This window comes from Opitutaceae bacterium (assembly GCA_041395105.1).
Taxonomy (GTDB): Bacteria; Verrucomicrobiota; Verrucomicrobiia; order Opitutales; family Opitutaceae; genus B12-G4.
Genome location: JAWLBB010000001.1, coordinates 1,243,661 through 1,260,000, shown reverse-complemented (window position 1 = coordinate 1,260,000; position 16,340 = coordinate 1,243,661). Strand labels below are relative to the sequence as shown.

At 61.4% G+C, this 16,340-nt stretch carries 15 protein-coding genes (1 of these 15 cut by a window edge); 5 read left to right on the top strand and 10 right to left on the bottom strand.

From position 1 onward, the window contains the following. From R3F07_04960 to R3F07_04950, 3 genes are all read left to right on the top strand, one after another. Positions 1-332 carry the 3' portion of an Asp23/Gls24 family envelope stress response protein gene (locus tag R3F07_04960; GenBank protein MEZ5275713.1) on the top strand. Its footprint begins 115 nt before the window's first position, so only the last 332 of its 447 coding nucleotides appear in the window; its start codon lies beyond the left edge, outside the window; it ends in the stop codon at positions 330-332. Between the two features lie 46 nt (positions 333-378). Continuing rightward, the gene (locus R3F07_04955) at positions 379-834 is read left to right on the top strand and encodes a hypothetical protein (protein ID MEZ5275712.1); all 456 of its coding nucleotides are present in this window, start codon (positions 379-381) and stop codon (positions 832-834) included. Between the two features lie 329 nt (positions 835-1,163). Next, entirely contained in the window at positions 1,164-3,755 is a 2,592-nt protein-coding gene (locus R3F07_04950; protein MEZ5275711.1) for a TonB-dependent receptor plug domain-containing protein, read from the top strand. A 64-nt stretch (positions 3,756-3,819) separates the two neighbouring features. On the opposite strand, the gene R3F07_04945 is transcribed toward R3F07_04950, so the two are convergent. The 6 genes from R3F07_04945 to R3F07_04920 all read right to left on the bottom strand — a co-directional run bounded on the left by R3F07_04945 (position 3,820) and on the right by R3F07_04920 (position 8,938). Then, positions 3,820-4,689 carry a 50S ribosomal protein L11 methyltransferase gene (locus tag R3F07_04945; GenBank protein MEZ5275710.1) on the bottom strand — a complete coding sequence of 290 codons (870 nt, stop codon included), beginning with the start codon at positions 4,687-4,689 and terminating at the stop codon, positions 3,820-3,822. Between the two features lie 13 nt (positions 4,690-4,702). Further along, a complete protein-coding gene (gene purN, locus R3F07_04940) occupies positions 4,703-5,275 on the bottom strand; it encodes a phosphoribosylglycinamide formyltransferase (protein MEZ5275709.1) in 573 nt (190 codons plus the stop codon). A gap of 56 nt (positions 5,276-5,331) precedes the next feature. Next, positions 5,332-6,471: a molecular chaperone DnaJ gene (gene dnaJ / locus R3F07_04935; GenBank protein MEZ5275708.1), complete on the bottom strand. Its 1,140-nt coding sequence runs from the start codon at positions 6,469-6,471 to the stop codon at positions 5,332-5,334. Positions 6,472-6,555: 84 nt separating this feature from the next. Continuing rightward, positions 6,556-7,167: a nucleotide exchange factor GrpE gene (locus R3F07_04930; GenBank protein ID MEZ5275707.1), complete on the bottom strand. Its 612-nt coding sequence runs from the start codon at positions 7,165-7,167 to the stop codon at positions 6,556-6,558. Between the two features lie 18 nt (positions 7,168-7,185). Further along, positions 7,186-7,998, bottom strand: coding sequence for a hypothetical protein (locus tag R3F07_04925; GenBank protein ID MEZ5275706.1), 813 nt, complete (start codon positions 7,996-7,998; stop codon positions 7,186-7,188). After that, entirely contained in the window at positions 7,991-8,938 is a 948-nt protein-coding gene (locus R3F07_04920) for a type I phosphomannose isomerase catalytic subunit (GenBank protein ID MEZ5275705.1), read from the bottom strand. The genes R3F07_04925 and R3F07_04920 overlap by 8 nt, the downstream gene beginning before the upstream one ends. A gap of 187 nt (positions 8,939-9,125) precedes the next feature. Here R3F07_04920 and R3F07_04915 point away from each other — a divergent pair, with 187 nt between their 5' ends. Together R3F07_04915 and R3F07_04910 are read left to right on the top strand one after the other, a co-directional pair. Further along, positions 9,126-11,537: a DNA translocase FtsK gene (locus tag R3F07_04915; protein MEZ5275704.1), complete on the top strand. Its 2,412-nt coding sequence runs from the start codon at positions 9,126-9,128 to the stop codon at positions 11,535-11,537. A gap of 112 nt (positions 11,538-11,649) precedes the next feature. Beyond that, positions 11,650-12,456, top strand: coding sequence for a helix-turn-helix domain-containing protein (locus tag R3F07_04910; GenBank protein MEZ5275703.1), 807 nt, complete (start codon positions 11,650-11,652; stop codon positions 12,454-12,456). A gap of 172 nt (positions 12,457-12,628) precedes the next feature. Here the strand turns inward: R3F07_04910 and R3F07_04905 are convergent, their stop codons facing one another. The 4 genes from R3F07_04905 to R3F07_04890 form a co-directional block, all read right to left on the bottom strand. Then, a complete protein-coding gene (locus R3F07_04905; GenBank protein MEZ5275702.1) occupies positions 12,629-13,237 on the bottom strand; it encodes a hypothetical protein in 609 nt (202 codons plus the stop codon). A 71-nt stretch (positions 13,238-13,308) separates the two neighbouring features. After that, positions 13,309-14,316 carry a flotillin-like protein FloA gene (gene floA, locus R3F07_04900; protein MEZ5275701.1) on the bottom strand — a complete coding sequence of 336 codons (1,008 nt, stop codon included), beginning with the start codon at positions 14,314-14,316 and terminating at the stop codon, positions 13,309-13,311. Continuing rightward, positions 14,313-14,777, bottom strand: a complete 465-nt coding sequence (locus tag R3F07_04895) for an NfeD family protein (GenBank protein MEZ5275700.1) — start codon at positions 14,775-14,777, stop codon at positions 14,313-14,315. Before R3F07_04895 ends, floA begins: the two co-directional genes overlap by 4 nt. Next, positions 14,774-16,234 carry a hypothetical protein gene (locus R3F07_04890; GenBank protein ID MEZ5275699.1) on the bottom strand — a complete coding sequence of 487 codons (1,461 nt, stop codon included), beginning with the start codon at positions 16,232-16,234 and terminating at the stop codon, positions 14,774-14,776. Before R3F07_04890 ends, R3F07_04895 begins: the two co-directional genes overlap by 4 nt. Positions 16,235-16,340 lie beyond the last annotated feature (106 nt).

Genomic DNA, 16,340 nt, shown 5'->3' with positions numbered 1-16,340 from the left:
ACGGCGTCAGCGGTGTGGGAGGCGGCTTCGTCGACGGCATCGCCGATCTTTTCTCCAAGAAGGAATCCGATCGAGGAGTCCGGGTCAGCGAGAATGAACACGGCAACTACCTGATTGAGCTGCGGGTCATCATGGAATTCGGCACCGAACTGGCCAAGACGGCCTATGAAGTCCAGCTTGCCGTCAGCAAACAGGTCACGACCATGACCGGAAAACCGGTTGAACGGGTCGATGTGGTCATCGAGGGAGTCAAGATGCCATCCGCGGCCGCCAAGTCCGGTTCCGACCGGAGCGACGACTGGGAATCCCAGGACCACGCCGACAGCAATTGACCGCTCTCCGACGGGGACGGCAATCGCCTTCCCCGTTCCCCAAATCATGATCGCCGCAATACCGGACATCTACCTGACGATTGTCATCTTTGCGTTCTGCACCGCGTTCTTCGTGGTTCTTCTCTGGTCGATGATCCGCCGCCCCAAGAACCGGGTGACCGCCTTTACCGCGGACAACGGATCCGTCACCATCGCCCGAAAGGCCCTTGAAGATGTCATCGCCCGGACCTGCGAATCGTTTCCGGAAATTGTCCGCGCCAAAGTTGCGGTGGGCACAAGCGGCGGGCGCATGCAGACACGGATCCAGCTGCAACTCCGCGAATCCGCACGGATTCGCGATTTCTCGGATCGGCTGCGCCAGCAGATAACCGCCGTTCTGACCGGAAACCTCGGCATGGACGATGTGGGCTCGATGGAATTCGTCGTCGTGGGAATCGCGGCCGAGAAGACCAAAGCCCCGCCCGAGACCGAGCTGAAGGCTCCGGGCCCGAAGGAAGACTGACTTCCCGCCGAGCCGAACCGAATCCCCACCCGGGTAGAACATCCAGCTTCGCTCCACCCACATTTCCGGGGATGGGCGATCAGGAAAACTCTTGATCCGGGCTGGTCCTGAGCTGTCGCGCCAGTCCTGGATGCCCTCCCGTCCCCGGCGTTCAACCACCTCCGGGTTACAGGAGTGTCAATTCGGCCAATAAAGTTGTTCACAATCAAAAAGCGACATTGATCCCGGCCGATGATCCCGCAAATCTTCGAGCCTACCCCGGCATTCAGATATGCGCGCGGTGCGCTTCGGGATGCCGGAAGGCAAACCACAAACGAACCTGAATCCGAATGAATCTGAAGAACACGATTGGTCTGTTCGCGACCGTCGCTACCGGCTGGGCCGGTCTGCACGCCCAAGAGGCCGCTTCCGCCTCGACCGAACCCGAATCTCCGGTGGTCGAACTCGAGGCTTTCGAGGTCACCAGCATGAAAACGTTCTCCGATCAGGCCATTCCCGGCGAGACGCCGGTGGCCTTTACCGAAATGTCGAAGGAGACCATCGCGGCCGAGTTGGGCTCCCGAGATATCCCGCTGGTGCTGAACACGACGCCGTCAGTCTACGCGACGACCGACAGCGGAGGCGCCGGTGACGCACGGGTCAACGTCCGCGGCTTCAACCAGCGAAATGTCTCGATCCTGATCAATGGTGTCCCAACCAATGACATCGAGAACGGCTGGCTCTACTGGTCGAACTGGGACGGGCTGGGAGATGTGACAGCGACCATCCAGATGCAGCGGGGACTCAGTAACGTGACCCTGCCGACTCCCTCGATCGGTGGCACCATGAACATCATCACCGATCCGGCTTCCTCAAAAGCCGGTGGCTCGGTCAAGCTGGAAGCCGGCAGCAACGGCTTTCTGAAAGGGACCATCGTCCTGAGCACCGGCCTGCTCAAGGAGAGAGTTGCCTTCACCGTCGGCCTCGTCGCCAAGACCGGCGACGGCTACGCCCGCGGCACATGGACCAGAGGAACCGGCTACTATTTCGGCTCGACCATCCTGATCAACGAGCGCAACCGGATCGAGCTCTTCGCCATCGGTTCGCCCCAGCGGCACGGTCAGCGGACCTTCGCCTCCAACATCGCGGCCTACGACGCCGACTACGCCCGGTCTCTCGGCTACTCCGAGGCGGACATCGAAGGTGCCCTCACCCGCGGGCCGGTGGATTCCGGCCTCGAGTTCAATCCCAACTATGCTCCGGTGAGTTCGAGCTATACCGGACAACAGTACTACTGGGGTGGCCAGCACAGTCGGCAGGACGCCGGTTTCCTGAACGAACGGGAGAACTACTTTCACAAGCCCCAGATCAACGTCAATTGGTACTCCACCCTTGCCGAGAAAACCAAGCTGGCCACCGTCTTCTATTACTCGGGCGGCCGCGGTGGTGGATCCGGTACGCTCTACAATACCAGCAACGTCTACGGTTTCCAGAGCAGTTCGCGGGCTTTTGGTTTTCTGCCCAATACCGATCCGCTCTACGGCAGCGCCTACGACTGGAACAAGACGATCGCGGCCAACGAAGGCACCCGCACCGTGCGGGATGACCGCGACAAGAATGCGGGCGAGTCGCTGGCCATCCTGCGCAACAGCGTGAACATCCAGGATCAGTACGGGATTGTCTCCAAACTGACCCAGGAATTCTCCGACAACTTCACCATGACCGCCGGAGTGGACTGGCGAACGGCCTCACTCGACCATTTCCGGGAAATCCGAGATCTGCTCGGCGGCGACTACTACCTCCCCGCCCCCGGTCAGGAAAGCGAGTTCTGGGCCAACGGCAACGACACCCGGCTCGGGCTCGGCGACACGGTTGACTACAACAACTCCAATACGGTCGACTGGCTTGGTCTCTTCGTCCAGGGCCAGTACAGCAACGGGCCGCTGCATGCCTTCGGCGTCTACGGTTACTCGACGATTGATTATGGCTACACGGACAACTTCCGGCGCGCGTCAGCCGGCTCCAGTGAAGCCTATTCCCTCGAGAGCAACGGCCTGGACGGACATCAGATCAAGGGCGGCGTGAATTATGCCTTCACTCCGCAATTGAGCGCGTTCGTCAACGCCGGATGGGTGACCAAAGCACCGATCTTCGACGGCGCCATTGATGACGTGACCGGCACCCTGATCGATCCGATCAACGAGGAATTCACCTCCTTCGAAGCAGGTCTGCGCTACGAGACCAAGGACCGAAAGTTCAATGTCTCGGCCAATGTCTACTCGACCCAATGGCGCGACCGGACGATTTCCTCGGTCAGCGAACAGAACAACACGATCACCTATCAGCGCGGGGTCGATTCGGATTACCAGGGGATCGAGGCCGAAGCCGCCTGGTTGCCTCTGAAATGGCTGCGGTTCGATGCCGCCGTCTCGATTGGCGACTGGACTTACGTTGCGGATGCTCCGTTCGAGGAGTACGACATCACCACCGGCAATCCCGTCCCCAATTCGGGCAAGCTCTATCTGAAGGATCTTCAGGTGGGCGACGCCCCGCAGACCCAGTTCGCCTATGCCGTTACATTCTTCCCCGTCAACGGCCTTTCCCTCAAGCTCCAGGGCCGTACTTACAGCCGTTACTGGGCCGATTATGATCCGTCGTCCCGCCAGGATGAGACCGATCGGGGACAGGCCTGGGAGATCCCGAGCTTCACCGTCTTCGACTTCCACGGATCCTACCGCCTGCCGGTTCGCATCTTCGGCGATGTCGAGACTTCGGTCTTCCTCCACGTCTTCAACCTCTTTGACGAGGTTTATGTCTCGGATGCGACTGACAACAGCAGCTTCGAAGGTGTTCCCGGTGCGCCGTCACACAGCCCTCAGCGTGCTGAAACCTTCCTCGGGGCGCCACTGACCGTGAACGCCGGCCTGCAGTTCAGGTTCTGAACCCGCGGACTGATCGAAATTCAAGGGGCGGCTCTTCGGGGCCGCCCCTTTTTCTTTTCCGGGATCAAAGACGGATGAGGAGGTCCGCCCATTCGCCCAAGGTGGCCGATTCGATCGGCGCGTTGGGCGCGAGTTCCCGGAAAGCCGCCCTGACCTCGGGCAACTCCGACGAGAGGATGCCGCTGAGGACGAGGACGCCACCGGGCAAGACTGACTGTATCAGACGGTCCGCGAATCGCACGAGGACGTCTGAAAGGATATTGGCCAGCACGACGTCGGCAGGCACGCCGGCCAGACCGGATTCCAGATCACCCTCAGAGAAAACCAATCGATCCGCGAGGCCATTGAGATCCGCATTCTTGCGCGCGATGACGACCGCTTCCGGATCCAGGTCAAACCCGCGGACCCGGCCAAAGCCGAGGCGGGCGGCCGAGATCGCGAGGATTCCCGAACCACAACCCGCATCGATGACTGCACTTCCTGCCCAACGCGATCGATCAAAGGCAATCAGCCGGTTCAGGCAGAGTCGGGTGGTCTCGTGATTGCCGGTCCCAAAGGCCATTCCCGGATCGAGCCAGACGGCGACGTCGCCCGGAGGAACCGCATAGGATTCCCTCTCCCAGACCGGCACCCAGTGAATCGGGCCGGAATGCCACGCTTTGAAATGTTCCCGATAGCTGAGTCTCCAATCCTGATCCGCCAGTTCGCTGAAGACCGGGTCACCTGGCTTCAGGAAGGGCTTCACCCGATCGGCCAATCCGGACCAGGCCCGGGTCGCCTCGTCCTTCGACTCGAAAAAGCCCTTCAAAACGGCCAACCCGGCGACCGGATCCTCGATCAACATCCAGCCACTCTCCTCGTTCTCGTTAAGGAAATCCTCCAGATCCGCTCCCAACTCCGCTCTCACGGCGACTCGACATTCGTGAATGGCCATAGATAGGGATTTCTCACCCCTCACTCAAACGGGCGATCACCGCCGGCAGCAGGGTGTGTTCGGCCCGGTGGATCTTCTCGCTGAGCGTCTCCAAGGTGTCCCTCGCCTCCACCCGCACCGCCGTCTGATCAATGATCTGCCCCGCATCCACCTCCTCGTTGACCCGGTGAACGGTGCATCCCGTCACTTTGACACCGTGCCGGAAAGCCTGACCAATTCCGTCGAGACCCGGGAAGCTTGGGAGGAGGCTGGGGTGCAGGTTGATGATCTTGCCGGAAAAGGCTCGAAGGAAACCCGCTTTCAGGACCCGCATGAAACCGGCCAGAACAATCAGGTCGGGCCGGCAGGATCCGATCGCCTCGATGTAGCGGCGTTCACCTTCGCCTTCCAGCTTGGTCCGGAAGGGAGCGGGATCGATGAAGGAAGCCGGCACGCCAAAGCGGGGACCGAGCTCCAGAATCCGCGCCTGCGCCTGATCCGTGAAAAGATGGACAACCCGGGCCCGTCCCAGTCTCCCGTCTGCCTGAGCCTCAAGAATGGCCTCCGCATTGGAGCCGCGACCGGAACCGAGAATGACCACACGCATCACGCATCAATGTCTGCTATCCCCGGACGGTTTGGCGAGTGCAAACCCGGTTCCGTTCAGCCGAAAAACCGCTTGGCCTTGTCGATGAAGGATTTGGCGACCGGTTCATCGGCGTCGCCACAGGCCACCGCAAACTCCTCGAGTTTCTTGCGCTGTTCGGAACTCAGTGAGGTCGGAACCTCCACGTGGACCCGGATCAGCTGGTCGCCTGAGTAGCCACCCCGCAGGTTGGGCATGCCCTTTCCTTTCAGACGGAAGGTGGTTCCGCTCTGGGTGGCTGGAGGGATCTTCAGGGTTGCGCGGCCGAAGAGCGTGGGCACCTGGATGGTCCCGCCGAGGGTCGCAAGGGTGAACTTGATCGGGATCTCGCAGAAAAGGTCGTCACCCTGCCGCTCGAAAACGTCGTGATCGGCAACATGGAGGACGATGTAGAGGTCGCCGGGAGGCCCTCCCATTGCTCCCGCTTCGCCGTTTCCGGCGGAGCGCAACTTGGATCCGGTATCCACTCCGGCCGGAATCCGGACCTTGATCTTGGTACTGGCATTGACCCTCCCTTCACCGGAGCAGCGCCGGCAGGGCTTCTCGATCCGCACTCCGGCTCCGTTGCAATGGGGACATGTCTGACGAAAGGAGAAGAAGCCGCGCGAGCTGGTCACCTGCCCGCTTCCCTGGCAGGTTGTGCAGCGAACGGATTGCGACCCGGGCTCCGCACCCGAGCCATGGCAGGCATCACAGGCCACCGGCTTGCGGAAGGAGATCTCCTTCTCCACCCCGCTGGCCGCTTCCTCCAGGCCGATCTCGAGGTCGTAGCGGAGATCACCACCGTGCTGGGCTCCACCGCCCCCTCCGCCGCCGAAGAATTCATCGAAAATCCCGCCGCCCCCGCCGCCGCTGTTGAAGACCTCCCGAAAGATATCAAAGGGATCATGGAAGCCGCCGGCGCCGCCCGCGCGACCGGCGCCCTGCTGAAAGGCGGCATGACCGTAGCGGTCGTAAGCCGCCCGCTTGTTCTCGTCCTTGAGCACCTCGTAGGCTTCGGAGATCTTCTTGAACATCTCCTCGGCATCCTTGTTTCCCGGATTCTTGTCCGGATGGTGCTTAACCGCCAGCTTGCGGTAGGCTTTCTTGATCTCGTCGGCTGTCGCCTGCCGGCTGACCCCGAGGAGTTCGTAATAGTCTTCCTTAACCCTGCTCATGCGTTCGTTCGGTCTGCCGGACCGTGAGATGTCGGTTCAAGTGCCGAACGGGAACCCGTCCCCCCGGTTCAGTAGTGGGAATCGTCATGACCGGTCGTTCTTCCCAGCGGCCGGGCCACTGGACAGGATGACGGAGGCAGCCCGGAGAAGGCGACCGTTGAGGGAATAACCCACCCTGACAACCTGGAGAATGGCTTCGGCGGCCACCGAATCGCTGGGCTGATGGGCCAGCGACTCGTGCTGATGGGGATCGAAGGCGTCGCCCGGAGCCGGATTGATTTCGACCAGACCCGACCGGTTGAGGACGCCCTTGAACTGGTCCAGGACCATGGAAACTCCATCCGCCACCGCCTTCGGATCCGCTTCCTGGCGGGCCGAGGCTATGCCGAGGGCCAGGTTGTCGAGAATCGGCAGCAGGTCCTCGACCAGGCTGGACGTGGCGAACTGGCGCAGTTCCTCCCGCTCGCGGACGCTCCGACGCCGGTAATTCTCGAGATCCGCCACCGCCCGAAGGTGAAGATTCCGGTTGGCTTCCACCTCGGCCCGCGCTGCCTCGAGTTGCTGCTCGAGCGTGGGTTCCGCGCCTTCGACCACTTCGAGCGCATCCGAATCACCCGGGACATCCCCCTGCGTGGATTTGGCCACCTGACCGGTGGTCTCGATCTCTTGTTCGTGCTCTTGCTTGGCTTTCGTCATCGAATAAACTTTAAGGCTCTACGGTTCTTCGGCCGGCGAATCAAAGCGATTCTTCAAAAGCTCGATCACCGAATCCATGGTCGCCTTGATTCTTTCGTCACCCTGGAGAAAAACCGGTCCGGCCGGCCCGGCCAGCCGGGCCGGGATGACCGTCAGGACGTCCGGTGCGTAGGCCTCCAGGCCCGCCTGCAGGAGATCCCCCAGCAGGGTTCGGACCACCACGTCCAGATCCCTCACATTCTCGAACTCGCGGCGAATGGCCGGACGATAACGCCGGACAAAAACCGAACCGGAGCTAAGGTCTTCAATATCAACTTCTTGAATCTCAATCAGAAGGTGTTCAATAATGAAACTCTTTTCCGTCTGCCCACTGGAAACACCGTCTCCGGTCGTGCCCGGCCCATCCAGGGCGTCACTGAAGACGCGTGTGTTCATCTGTCCCGTCTCTGTGACAACCAGACTCAGTTGATCGACGACTAGTGAGAGCTCGGGTATCTCAAGAGCTTCGCCACGCACGGACAACGGTTTGATTGTCAGATCGAGCCCGGACACCCGCAGAAAAAGCGAATTGGGAAATCCCGGCGGGTTCCCGAAGGAAATCGCATTAGCCCGGATCTCCCCTCTGAACGGATTGCAGTAGAACCTCTCGATTTCCACCGGAAATCCCGTCCGCACCGCCAGTTCACGTTCGAAGGCGAATCGGCCCAGGAGCATCCAGGCCAGGGTCAGAACCGCCCCAAGAAAAACGACCCCAACCACGACACTGCGCAGGATCCCACCGGCGCAGGGTGAGCCGGAGAGAATCGTGGAACTGTGTGGAAGCTTAGGCAAAATGGTCAGTCAGCAGGAAGGTCGCGGTTGCCTCAGCCTCAAGAGCAAAATCGCCCGACCACGGCAGAATCACGTTGTCGCCCTCCCGCAGCGTCCGCTCGGCGATCCGGACCCGACCGGCGATCACACTCAGGATCCTGGGCTCTTCGCCCGCTGTCAGGCGAAGAAAAGAACCCGGGTTCCGGGTAAATCGGCGAATCCGGAATTCCCGACATTCGGCCAGGACCGCATCCCCCGCCTCAAATCTCAGGGGCTGCGGTTCAAAGTCCCCGAAATCGATACTCCGCATCGATTGCCCGACATGCAACTGGCGGGGCTTTCCATCGAGCCCGGTTCGACCCCAATCGTAGACCCGGTAGGTGGTATCGGAGTTCTGTTGGATTTCCAGAATGAGGTTGCCCGCATCGATCGCATGCAGTCGACCGCTTTCGACCAAGATCGAATCGCCCTCGGAGACCGGAAACCGATGGACGACCTGCTCGAGGGTGGAGTTGGCCATGGCGGATTCAAATGCTTCCCGGGTGACTCCGTTTTTCAAACCAACGATGAGGTGGGCTCCGGGACGGGCGGACGCGATGTACCAGTTTTCCGTCTTCGGCTCTCCGCCGAGTTGGTCCGCCACAGCGGCCGGCGGATGCACCTGAAGACTGAGCCGGTCCGCGCAATCCAGCCATTTGACCAGAATCGGGAACGGCCGGTCGCGATCGTAGGCCGGACCCATCAGCTGATCGCCGTGCGCCTCGATCAGGGCTCGAAGGCTCATTCCGGCGAAGGGACCGTCCACAACGACCGACTGGGCTTCCGGCCGGTCGACAATCTCCCAGCTCTCACCGATCGGTCGACCCGGAGGCAGCGACCGCCCCATGCGGTCTGCCAGGGTCCGGGCTCCCCAGACCCGTTCCTGGTAGAGCGGCTGGAATCGTAGGATGGACGTGAACATGCGGGTAAAAAAAGACTGAAAAGAAGACGTTGAAATGGGTTGATTACATCCGAGACCGGGAGAACGTGGCGGGACCGGCCTAAAGCCCTTCATTGACTTCCCTCCGCGGCCGTAACTTATTTAGAAGGCACTTTGATTCAATCGGAGGAAGTCGGCGAGTTCACCAAAGTGCCCTCAAGCTACTCAAATGGCCAAGAAGGAGAGTTCCAACCCAAAAAGCGTTCCAACTTTTCAGGCACCCCGCAACCGCGCCAAGTGGTTCTGGGCCGTCCTCTGCTTTGTCGTCGCTGTCCTCCTGCTGGTTTCCTTCATTGATTACCGGGCCGAACAGAGCAGTCAGATCACCACGACCCCGACCGACACCAATCTGGTCGGACTCTTCGGCTCGGATGTATCCTATTACGCATTCTCCCTGATCGGAATCGCCAGCTGGCTGGTCCCCCTCTTCCTGTTCTGGACGAGCTGGATCCTGGTTCGGCGGGTCAAGCGGGTCGCCCTCTCCCGCATCACGGCCATGATTGTCTGTATCATCGCGGCCTGCGGCCTGGCCTCGATGCCCAAGAATCTGGTCGACCGAAGCATTTATCCGCAGGACGCCGGCGGCATGGTGGGCGATCTCATCTACAATCGCCTCCTGGCCGACCTGCTGGGCACCTTCGGTTCATTCACGATCTTCCTGGCCGCCTATGGCATGGCCTGGTTCTTCGTCTTCACCCGGGACTTCGGCGCCCAGGTTGACGGCTTCTTCGAAAGCTTTCACCAGTGGCGGACGACCCGAAAGGAGCGCCGGGCCGAACGTCGCGAGCTGAAGCGGCAGGCCAGGGAAGCGCGCCGGCGGGAAAAGCAATCGGCAAAGGCCGCACCTCGGCCGGCGACCGCCGAAGGCGCCTCCCTTGCCGGTTCACCCACCGCCGGAAAATTCAGCCTGCCCAAACGGGAAAAGCCCGAACCGCCGGCTGAAAGCACGCCGCCCCCGATCGCTCCGGGAGAAGAGTCCGCAGATTTTCCCCGAAAGAAGAAGGGCCATCCCGGCGTCATCATCGTCGAGCCCGAAAAGACCCGCAAGGCCCCCGCCAATCGACCGCTGCGCAAGGGCAGTTACGTCTTCCCCACCCTCGACCTGCTGAATGAAGGGGTCGATCCGCTGGCCACGGGCAATAACGAGGAAGAACACTCCGCCAATGCCGAAGTTCTCCAGCGCACCCTCAGGGAATTCGGCGTCGAAGTCTCGCTTGGCGAGATTCACGTCGGACCGGTCATCACCCGCTACGAAGTCTACCCGGCCCCGGGCGTGAGGGTCGAAAAGATCGCCGGCCTCGACAAGAATATTGCCCTGGGCATGCGGGCCCAGTCTGTCCGCATCCTCGCTCCCGTCCCGGGCAAGGGCTGCGTCGGCGTCGAAGTCCCCAACAAGACCCCGACCCCCGTCGGCATCCGCGAAATCATCGAGTCGGAAAACTGGGCCCATGCGGGCGCGGAAATCCCCATCGGTCTTGGCCGCGACGTGGGAGGCAAGCCGCTCATCTCGGACCTGACCCGGATGCCCCACCTGCTCATCGCGGGCGCGACCGGGTCCGGCAAGACCATTTGTATCAACAGTATCATTACGTCACTCCTCTACCACTCCAGCCCTGAGGATCTCCGCTTCATCATGGTCGATCCCAAGATCGTCGAGATGAAGCAGTTCAACGACCTCCCCCATATGCTTATTCCGGTCGTGACCGACCCGAAAAAGGTGCCCGGGGCGCTCAAGTGGCTTCTGACCGAGATGGAGAAGCGCTACCAGATTTTCGCCAAAGTGGGGGTTCGCAACATCGCCGGTTTCAACGGCCGCAAGAAACTCGAACAGGAAACCCCGGCTGCTCCCTCCTCCTCCGAACTTGAGAGCGACCGCGACGGTCTCGGGCTCGAGGTGCCGCGCTCGGGTGAACTGGAGATTCCGGAGAAGATGCCCTATATCGTGGTCATCATCGACGAACTGGCCGACCTGATGATGGTCGCCCCGGCGGACATCGAGACCGGCATCGCCCGACTCGCCCAGCTGGCCCGCGCCGCCGGCATCCACCTCATCATCGCCACCCAGCGCCCTTCGGTCAATGTCATCACCGGAGTGATCAAAGCCAACCTGCCCTGCCGGATCGCATTCCAGGTCGCGTCCAAGGTCGACAGCCGCACGATTCTCGACACGGGTGGCGCCGATCAACTCATCGGACGGGGCGATATGCTTTTCTCGCCGCCGGGCACCGCCAAGATTGTCCGTGCCCAGGGGTCACTCGTCTCGGACGACGAACTCACCCGGGTGGTGGACTTCCTCAAGCAGAATGGTCCGCCGGATTTCGCCGAGGATGTGCAACGCCAGATCGACGAGCCCGGCGACGATGATGCCGGTGATCTCGAGACCGACGACGAAATGTACGAGCCCGCCCTCGATGTTCTCCGTTCGACCAAGAGAGCGTCCACGTCGATGCTTCAGCGCCGCCTGCGAATCGGTTACAACCGCGCCGCCCGTCTGATGGAGGTCCTCGAAGCCAAGGGGGTGGTCGGACCGGAAAACGGATCGACCCCGCGGGACATCCTCATCGATCTCGACGAGCTGTAGGCCCTGAGAGGCGTCTTTTGCGCCGACGGGTGCGTTCCGGGATTGAAATCCGTGGGAATTCGGCATCGCCTAATGTCCGCAAGCCTGTATACTTCCGCTCTCAGTCATACCCATGCAATCGATCGGAGAACGTCTCGAAGAAGCCCGCAAACGGCGGGGCATATCCATTCGCGAAGCCGCGGAAACCACCAAGATCCGCAGCGATTTTCTCGCGCGCTTCGAGGAGAGCAACTTCGACATCAACCTTCCGGAGATCTATGTGCGCGGTTTCCTGCGGAATTATGCCCGCTTTCTACGGATCAATCCGGAAACGATCGTCACCGACTACACGTCCACCCTTCTTGGCGAAACGAAGTCGAGAAAGGAAACGCGCGAGCTCTTCGGCCGGATGGAGATTCAGGAACGACCAAAGCCACCTGAGCCGAGCCATTCTCACGAAGAGAACGACCCCCATCCCGAACCAAGCCGGCCTGCCGCTGCGCCCAAGCCCCCGGGCCCTCCGGCCGGCTCCCGCGGCGATTGGAAGGACCTTGTCCGTCTGGACAACACGGTCTACCTCAAAATCGGCGGTATCATTCTGAGCGGGATTCTGGCTATCGCCGTCCTCGTCTGGGTCATTCAGGCGATTGTGGGATCGGGAGGAAACTCCCGGGCCGACAACGAAAACGGAACCGTGACTGCAGTGGACAGCGAGACGATCAACCTGATCGCCCTGGAGGAAGTCCGGGTCAAGGTGACCGAGATTGATGGGGGCGACGTTCTCTTCCAGGGCCCCCTCGCCCGGGGCGAAACCCGTTCGGTGACCAAGCGGGGGACCATCCTCATCACCTACACAGCCGGAGCCAACCTGCTCGTCGAGAAAGGCGGACAGCGATTCCGGATGCCCACCGACGGTATCGGTCGATCGACCTTCAACTGATCCCTGGGTTCGTCCAAGGCCGACAGATTTCCCCGTATCCATCGGAAGGCGCCGGATCCGGCTGGTGTGGTGTCCGACGACCGGGCAGCCGTGACGGCTCAATCGAGAGGCCCCAAGACCCGCGGTCTTGAGGCGGCTTCTTTCACCAGGCAGAGACTGTCCGGTGCGCTTATCAGGAACGCATCCCGACCGGCTTCCCGAGTACTTCACGCAGAATGACGGCCCGACGCAGGCCCTTCCGGTCACTCAGATCGCCGAGCAGCGTCTTTCGAAGCGGGTTGACGCTTGTCCCGACCGCTTCCGGGGCCTGCCGGACCGGTGAGGTTGTCATCGCGGACGCCGCAAGGCTCCGGTCGCGTGCCTCCAGGTTGCGGGACGTCAGGCGACGGGCCTGCTCGAGACGCTCCGCCAATTGCCTCTGGCGCTCCAGCACCTGGGCGTAGTCACCCTGCGGCTTCGCCCGTTCGTAGACTTCTCCGGCCGGTTGAGCCGACCAGGTTTCCCCGCTTCGCTCCGCCGCGGTCTGCGCCTGATGCAGGCCCTCTTCCACCGGAACCGGAGGAGCGACCCGCGGCCTGGGTGCGGCTCCCTGTTGGCGCTCCAGGATCCGCCGACGGATCTCCTCCTGGATGGTTCTCGCCCGTTCCGCCTGATCCGCATCGGCTTCACCGCCGCCGGGCTCGTCTTCTTCGGAGCCCTTCTTTTTCGCATTCACCCAGAAATAGATCACCATCAGGATGATGGGGAGCAGCTTGCCGAAGTTTTCGATCAGCCAGTCCATTCGGGATGTTTCCAGGTGATTGTGCCGGCTGCCCGGCCCATTTCAACGCGCCGGGCAGTCAATCGTGAATCCTACTTGGATTCTCCTTCGTCCGTCCGGGCAATCGAGTCGCGCATATCGGTATCCGAACGGATATTCTGCATGCGGTAGTAGTCCATGATGCCGAGATTGCCGGACCGGAAAGCCTCGGCCATGGCAAGCGGGACCTGCGCCTCCGCCTCGACCACCTTCGCCTGCATTTCCTGAACCCGGGCTTTCATTTCCTGCTCCAGGGCGACCGCCGCCGCCCGTCGGATTTCCGCCTGGGCCTGGGCCATTCTCTTGTTCGCCTCGGCTTGGGCTTCCTGCAACTTCGCACCCACGTTCTCACCGACATCAACGTCCGCAATATCAATGGAGAGAATCTCAAAGGCCGATCCGACATCGAGACCGCGTTTGAGGACAACCTTGGAAATGGAGTCGGGACTCTCGAGAACCGTCTTGTAGGACTCGGAGGAACCGATTGTGGTGACAATGCCTTCGCCCACCCGGGCGATGATCGTCTCCTCCTTGGCCCCGCCGACAAAGCGATCGAGGTTGGTCCGCACCGTGACCCGCGCCCGCACCTTGACCTGAATGCCGTCCTTCGCCACTCCGTCGATCGTCGCTCGGCCCATCTCCGGATTCGGGCAATCGATCACCTTCGGATCAACCGAAGTACGCACCGCTTCAACAACCGATTTGCCCGACCCCTTCGTCGCCAGGTCGATGGCACAGGCCCGCGTCCAATCGAGCGAGATCCGGGCCTTCTGCGCTGCAATGATCGCCTGAACCGTCGGAATGAGGCTGCCGCCGGCCAGATAATGGGCCTCCAGCTCATCGGCCGTCAGGTCGATCCCGGCCTTGAGCGCGGTGACCCGGGCATCGACGACCACCCCGTAAGGCACCTGCCGCAGGCGCATCGCGACCAGGGTGACCGGGCTGACGTAGGCGCCGGCCAGTGCGGCCCGGAGCCAGACAAAGAAGAAAGCGAAAAACCAGAGCGCGACGACCAGGCCGAGGACGCTGATGGCGACAAGTATGATGAGGTTCAGGTTCATGGTTTTGAGACAATCAGGCGAAAATTATCCATTCCCTTGACGATGAGCAGACTCCCCCGCTCGACGTAGCCTCCTTGAGAGAAGGCCTCATAGCGCTTCCCGTCAAGGACAACCACTCCGGATGGAGCCAGGGTGGTCTCGGCCTGGCACTCCCGGCCGACGACATCGTCCGAGGCAATCGGCGGTTGGGATGCTCCGGAATCCGCCTTCGAGAGAAAAAGCCGCCGACCCAGCCGCGTCTTCGGGAGAAACTTGAACTCGATGATCAGGCTGCAGATCAAGAGGGCGACTCCCGCGACAACCGCCAGCGTTCCGCCGTCGGATCCGTAATCCATGAAGGCGATGGCGCTCCCTGCGAGAATGGCCAGGCCGCCGGCGACTCCGAGGATTCCGCCCGGCAGGAAAATTTCGAAAAAGATGAGAAGGCTCCCGAGAGCGAAAAGGGCGAGGATGGTGCTCATGATTCGGCGGCCTCCACGATGTAGGCGAAATCCGCATACCGAATGACCCGGACGGTCCCTCCACGCCCGACCGTGCCCACCTCGAGGTGGGCGTCAAAGCGCCGGCCCTCGAACTCGATCTGGCCGCTCGGGAAGAGGTCCGTGACCGCCGTGGCCAGACTGCCCGGAGCAGGTCCGCCGGCGGGTGACTCGTTGGCGGCCACTCCGGACGCGCTGCCGCGGTTCTCCGCTGCCAGAACCAACCGGCTCCAGAAGACGGATTTCGGCAGAAACCGGGCAAAGAGAAGACCGAAGACCAAGGCGATGGCCAGACCCGCTGCCAGATTGAAGAGAGGTGTGGTCAGGAGGTCCCAGCTTGGTTCGAAGCTCCCGCTGGGCCAGACGTCCGTCATGCCCCAGATCAGGCTTCCCAGCATGAGGATCGCGCCGAGTGCGGCCGGCACGATCAACCCCGGGAAGAAAATGATTTCCACGATGACCAGGAGAAAACCCAGCAGGAAGATGAGGAACCCCTCATTGCCGGAAAGTCCGGCGACATGGTGACCGAAAAAGACCAGACCGATCAGGAGAAGACCGCCGATCCCGAAGACGCCGAATCCCGGCGTCTTGAACTCGATGAAGAGCAGGAGTGAGCCCAATCCGAGAAAGAGCGGACTCATCACCGTCAGCCATCGGGCCAGATTGATTGACCAGGTGACCTCAAAATCCCGCCTTTCGTAGGCTTTGGTCCCGGTCAGCTTCTCGATCAGATCCTCGACCGTCGGATTGATGCCCGCCCCGAGCAGGGGGAGCGGGGGATCCCCGTATTCCTTCATCGCCTCGTTCGCGGTCAGGCTGAGGAGTTCCCCCTTCGGCTTGATGATCTCGTCTCCGATCTTCAATTCAAACTCCGGATCCACCATGGCCGAGATGACCTCACCACGCATCGGGTGGTCCTCCGTGATCGAACGGATCTTCGCCTTGAGATAACTCTCGATCTTCAGCTTCATGGTCTCGTCGATCTCCTGTCCGGTCGACTGAACCGGCGCCGCCGCTCCGATGACACCATCCGGGGCGAAGTGGATCTCGTCGGTGGCGGCCGAGATGAACGCCCCGGCCGAGACGGCTTCGCTGTTGATGTAGGTCACGGTCAATCCCTCGAAGCGATCGAGAATGGTCATGATCTCAAGAGTCGAGGCGAGATCGCCTCCCGGCGTCTCCATATCAAGAATGATGGTGCCCGCTTTCGCTTCTATCGCCTCCTTCACCCCCCGGCGCACGATATACAGGGTCGGCTTGCCGATCTGCCCTTCGATCGGGATGACATAGACCTTGGGCGGCACCTCCCCGGGCTCGGTCAAGTCCGGTACCGGTTCAACCGATTCCGCCGGGGACTCCTCCGCAGGGGCCTCTTCCGCCCGCAATGCGGACAGGAACATGAACGGGAAGACGAGAAGAATCAGAACAGGAACCTTCATTGAAGAGGGAATGGCATCATGGTAGGATGAACAATGCGAAAGGCAAGAGAAGGTGATCAGTTGATCCGCAAATAGGATTGCGGCGGCCCCCGTATCCGGTTTGCCT

Bases quoted from the DNA above. Each gene is read 5' to 3' on its own strand.
- R3F07_04955 (MEZ5275712.1), top strand. From the start codon at position 379: ATGATCGCCGCAATACCGGACATCTACCTGACGATTGTCATCTTTGCG.
- R3F07_04950 (MEZ5275711.1), top strand. From the start codon at position 1,164: ATGAATCTGAAGAACACGATTGGTCTGTTCGCGACCGTCGCTACCGGC.
- R3F07_04945 (MEZ5275710.1), bottom strand. From the start codon at position 4,689: ATGGCCATTCACGAATGTCGAGTCGCCGTGAGAGCGGAGTTGGGAGCG.
- purN (MEZ5275709.1), bottom strand. From the start codon at position 5,275: ATGCGTGTGGTCATTCTCGGTTCCGGTCGCGGCTCCAATGCGGAGGCC.
- dnaJ (MEZ5275708.1), bottom strand. From the start codon at position 6,471: ATGAGCAGGGTTAAGGAAGACTATTACGAACTCCTCGGGGTCAGCCGG.
- R3F07_04930 (MEZ5275707.1), bottom strand. From the start codon at position 7,167: ATGACGAAAGCCAAGCAAGAGCACGAACAAGAGATCGAGACCACCGGT.
- R3F07_04920 (MEZ5275705.1), bottom strand. From the start codon at position 8,938: ATGTTCACGTCCATCCTACGATTCCAGCCGCTCTACCAGGAACGGGTC.
- R3F07_04915 (MEZ5275704.1), top strand. From the start codon at position 9,126: ATGGCCAAGAAGGAGAGTTCCAACCCAAAAAGCGTTCCAACTTTTCAG.
- R3F07_04910 (MEZ5275703.1), top strand. From the start codon at position 11,650: ATGCAATCGATCGGAGAACGTCTCGAAGAAGCCCGCAAACGGCGGGGC.
- R3F07_04905 (MEZ5275702.1), bottom strand. From the start codon at position 13,237: ATGGACTGGCTGATCGAAAACTTCGGCAAGCTGCTCCCCATCATCCTG.
- floA (MEZ5275701.1), bottom strand. From the start codon at position 14,316: ATGAACCTGAACCTCATCATACTTGTCGCCATCAGCGTCCTCGGCCTG.
- R3F07_04895 (MEZ5275700.1), bottom strand. From the start codon at position 14,777: ATGAGCACCATCCTCGCCCTTTTCGCTCTCGGGAGCCTTCTCATCTTT.
- R3F07_04890 (MEZ5275699.1), bottom strand. From the start codon at position 16,234: ATGAAGGTTCCTGTTCTGATTCTTCTCGTCTTCCCGTTCATGTTCCTG.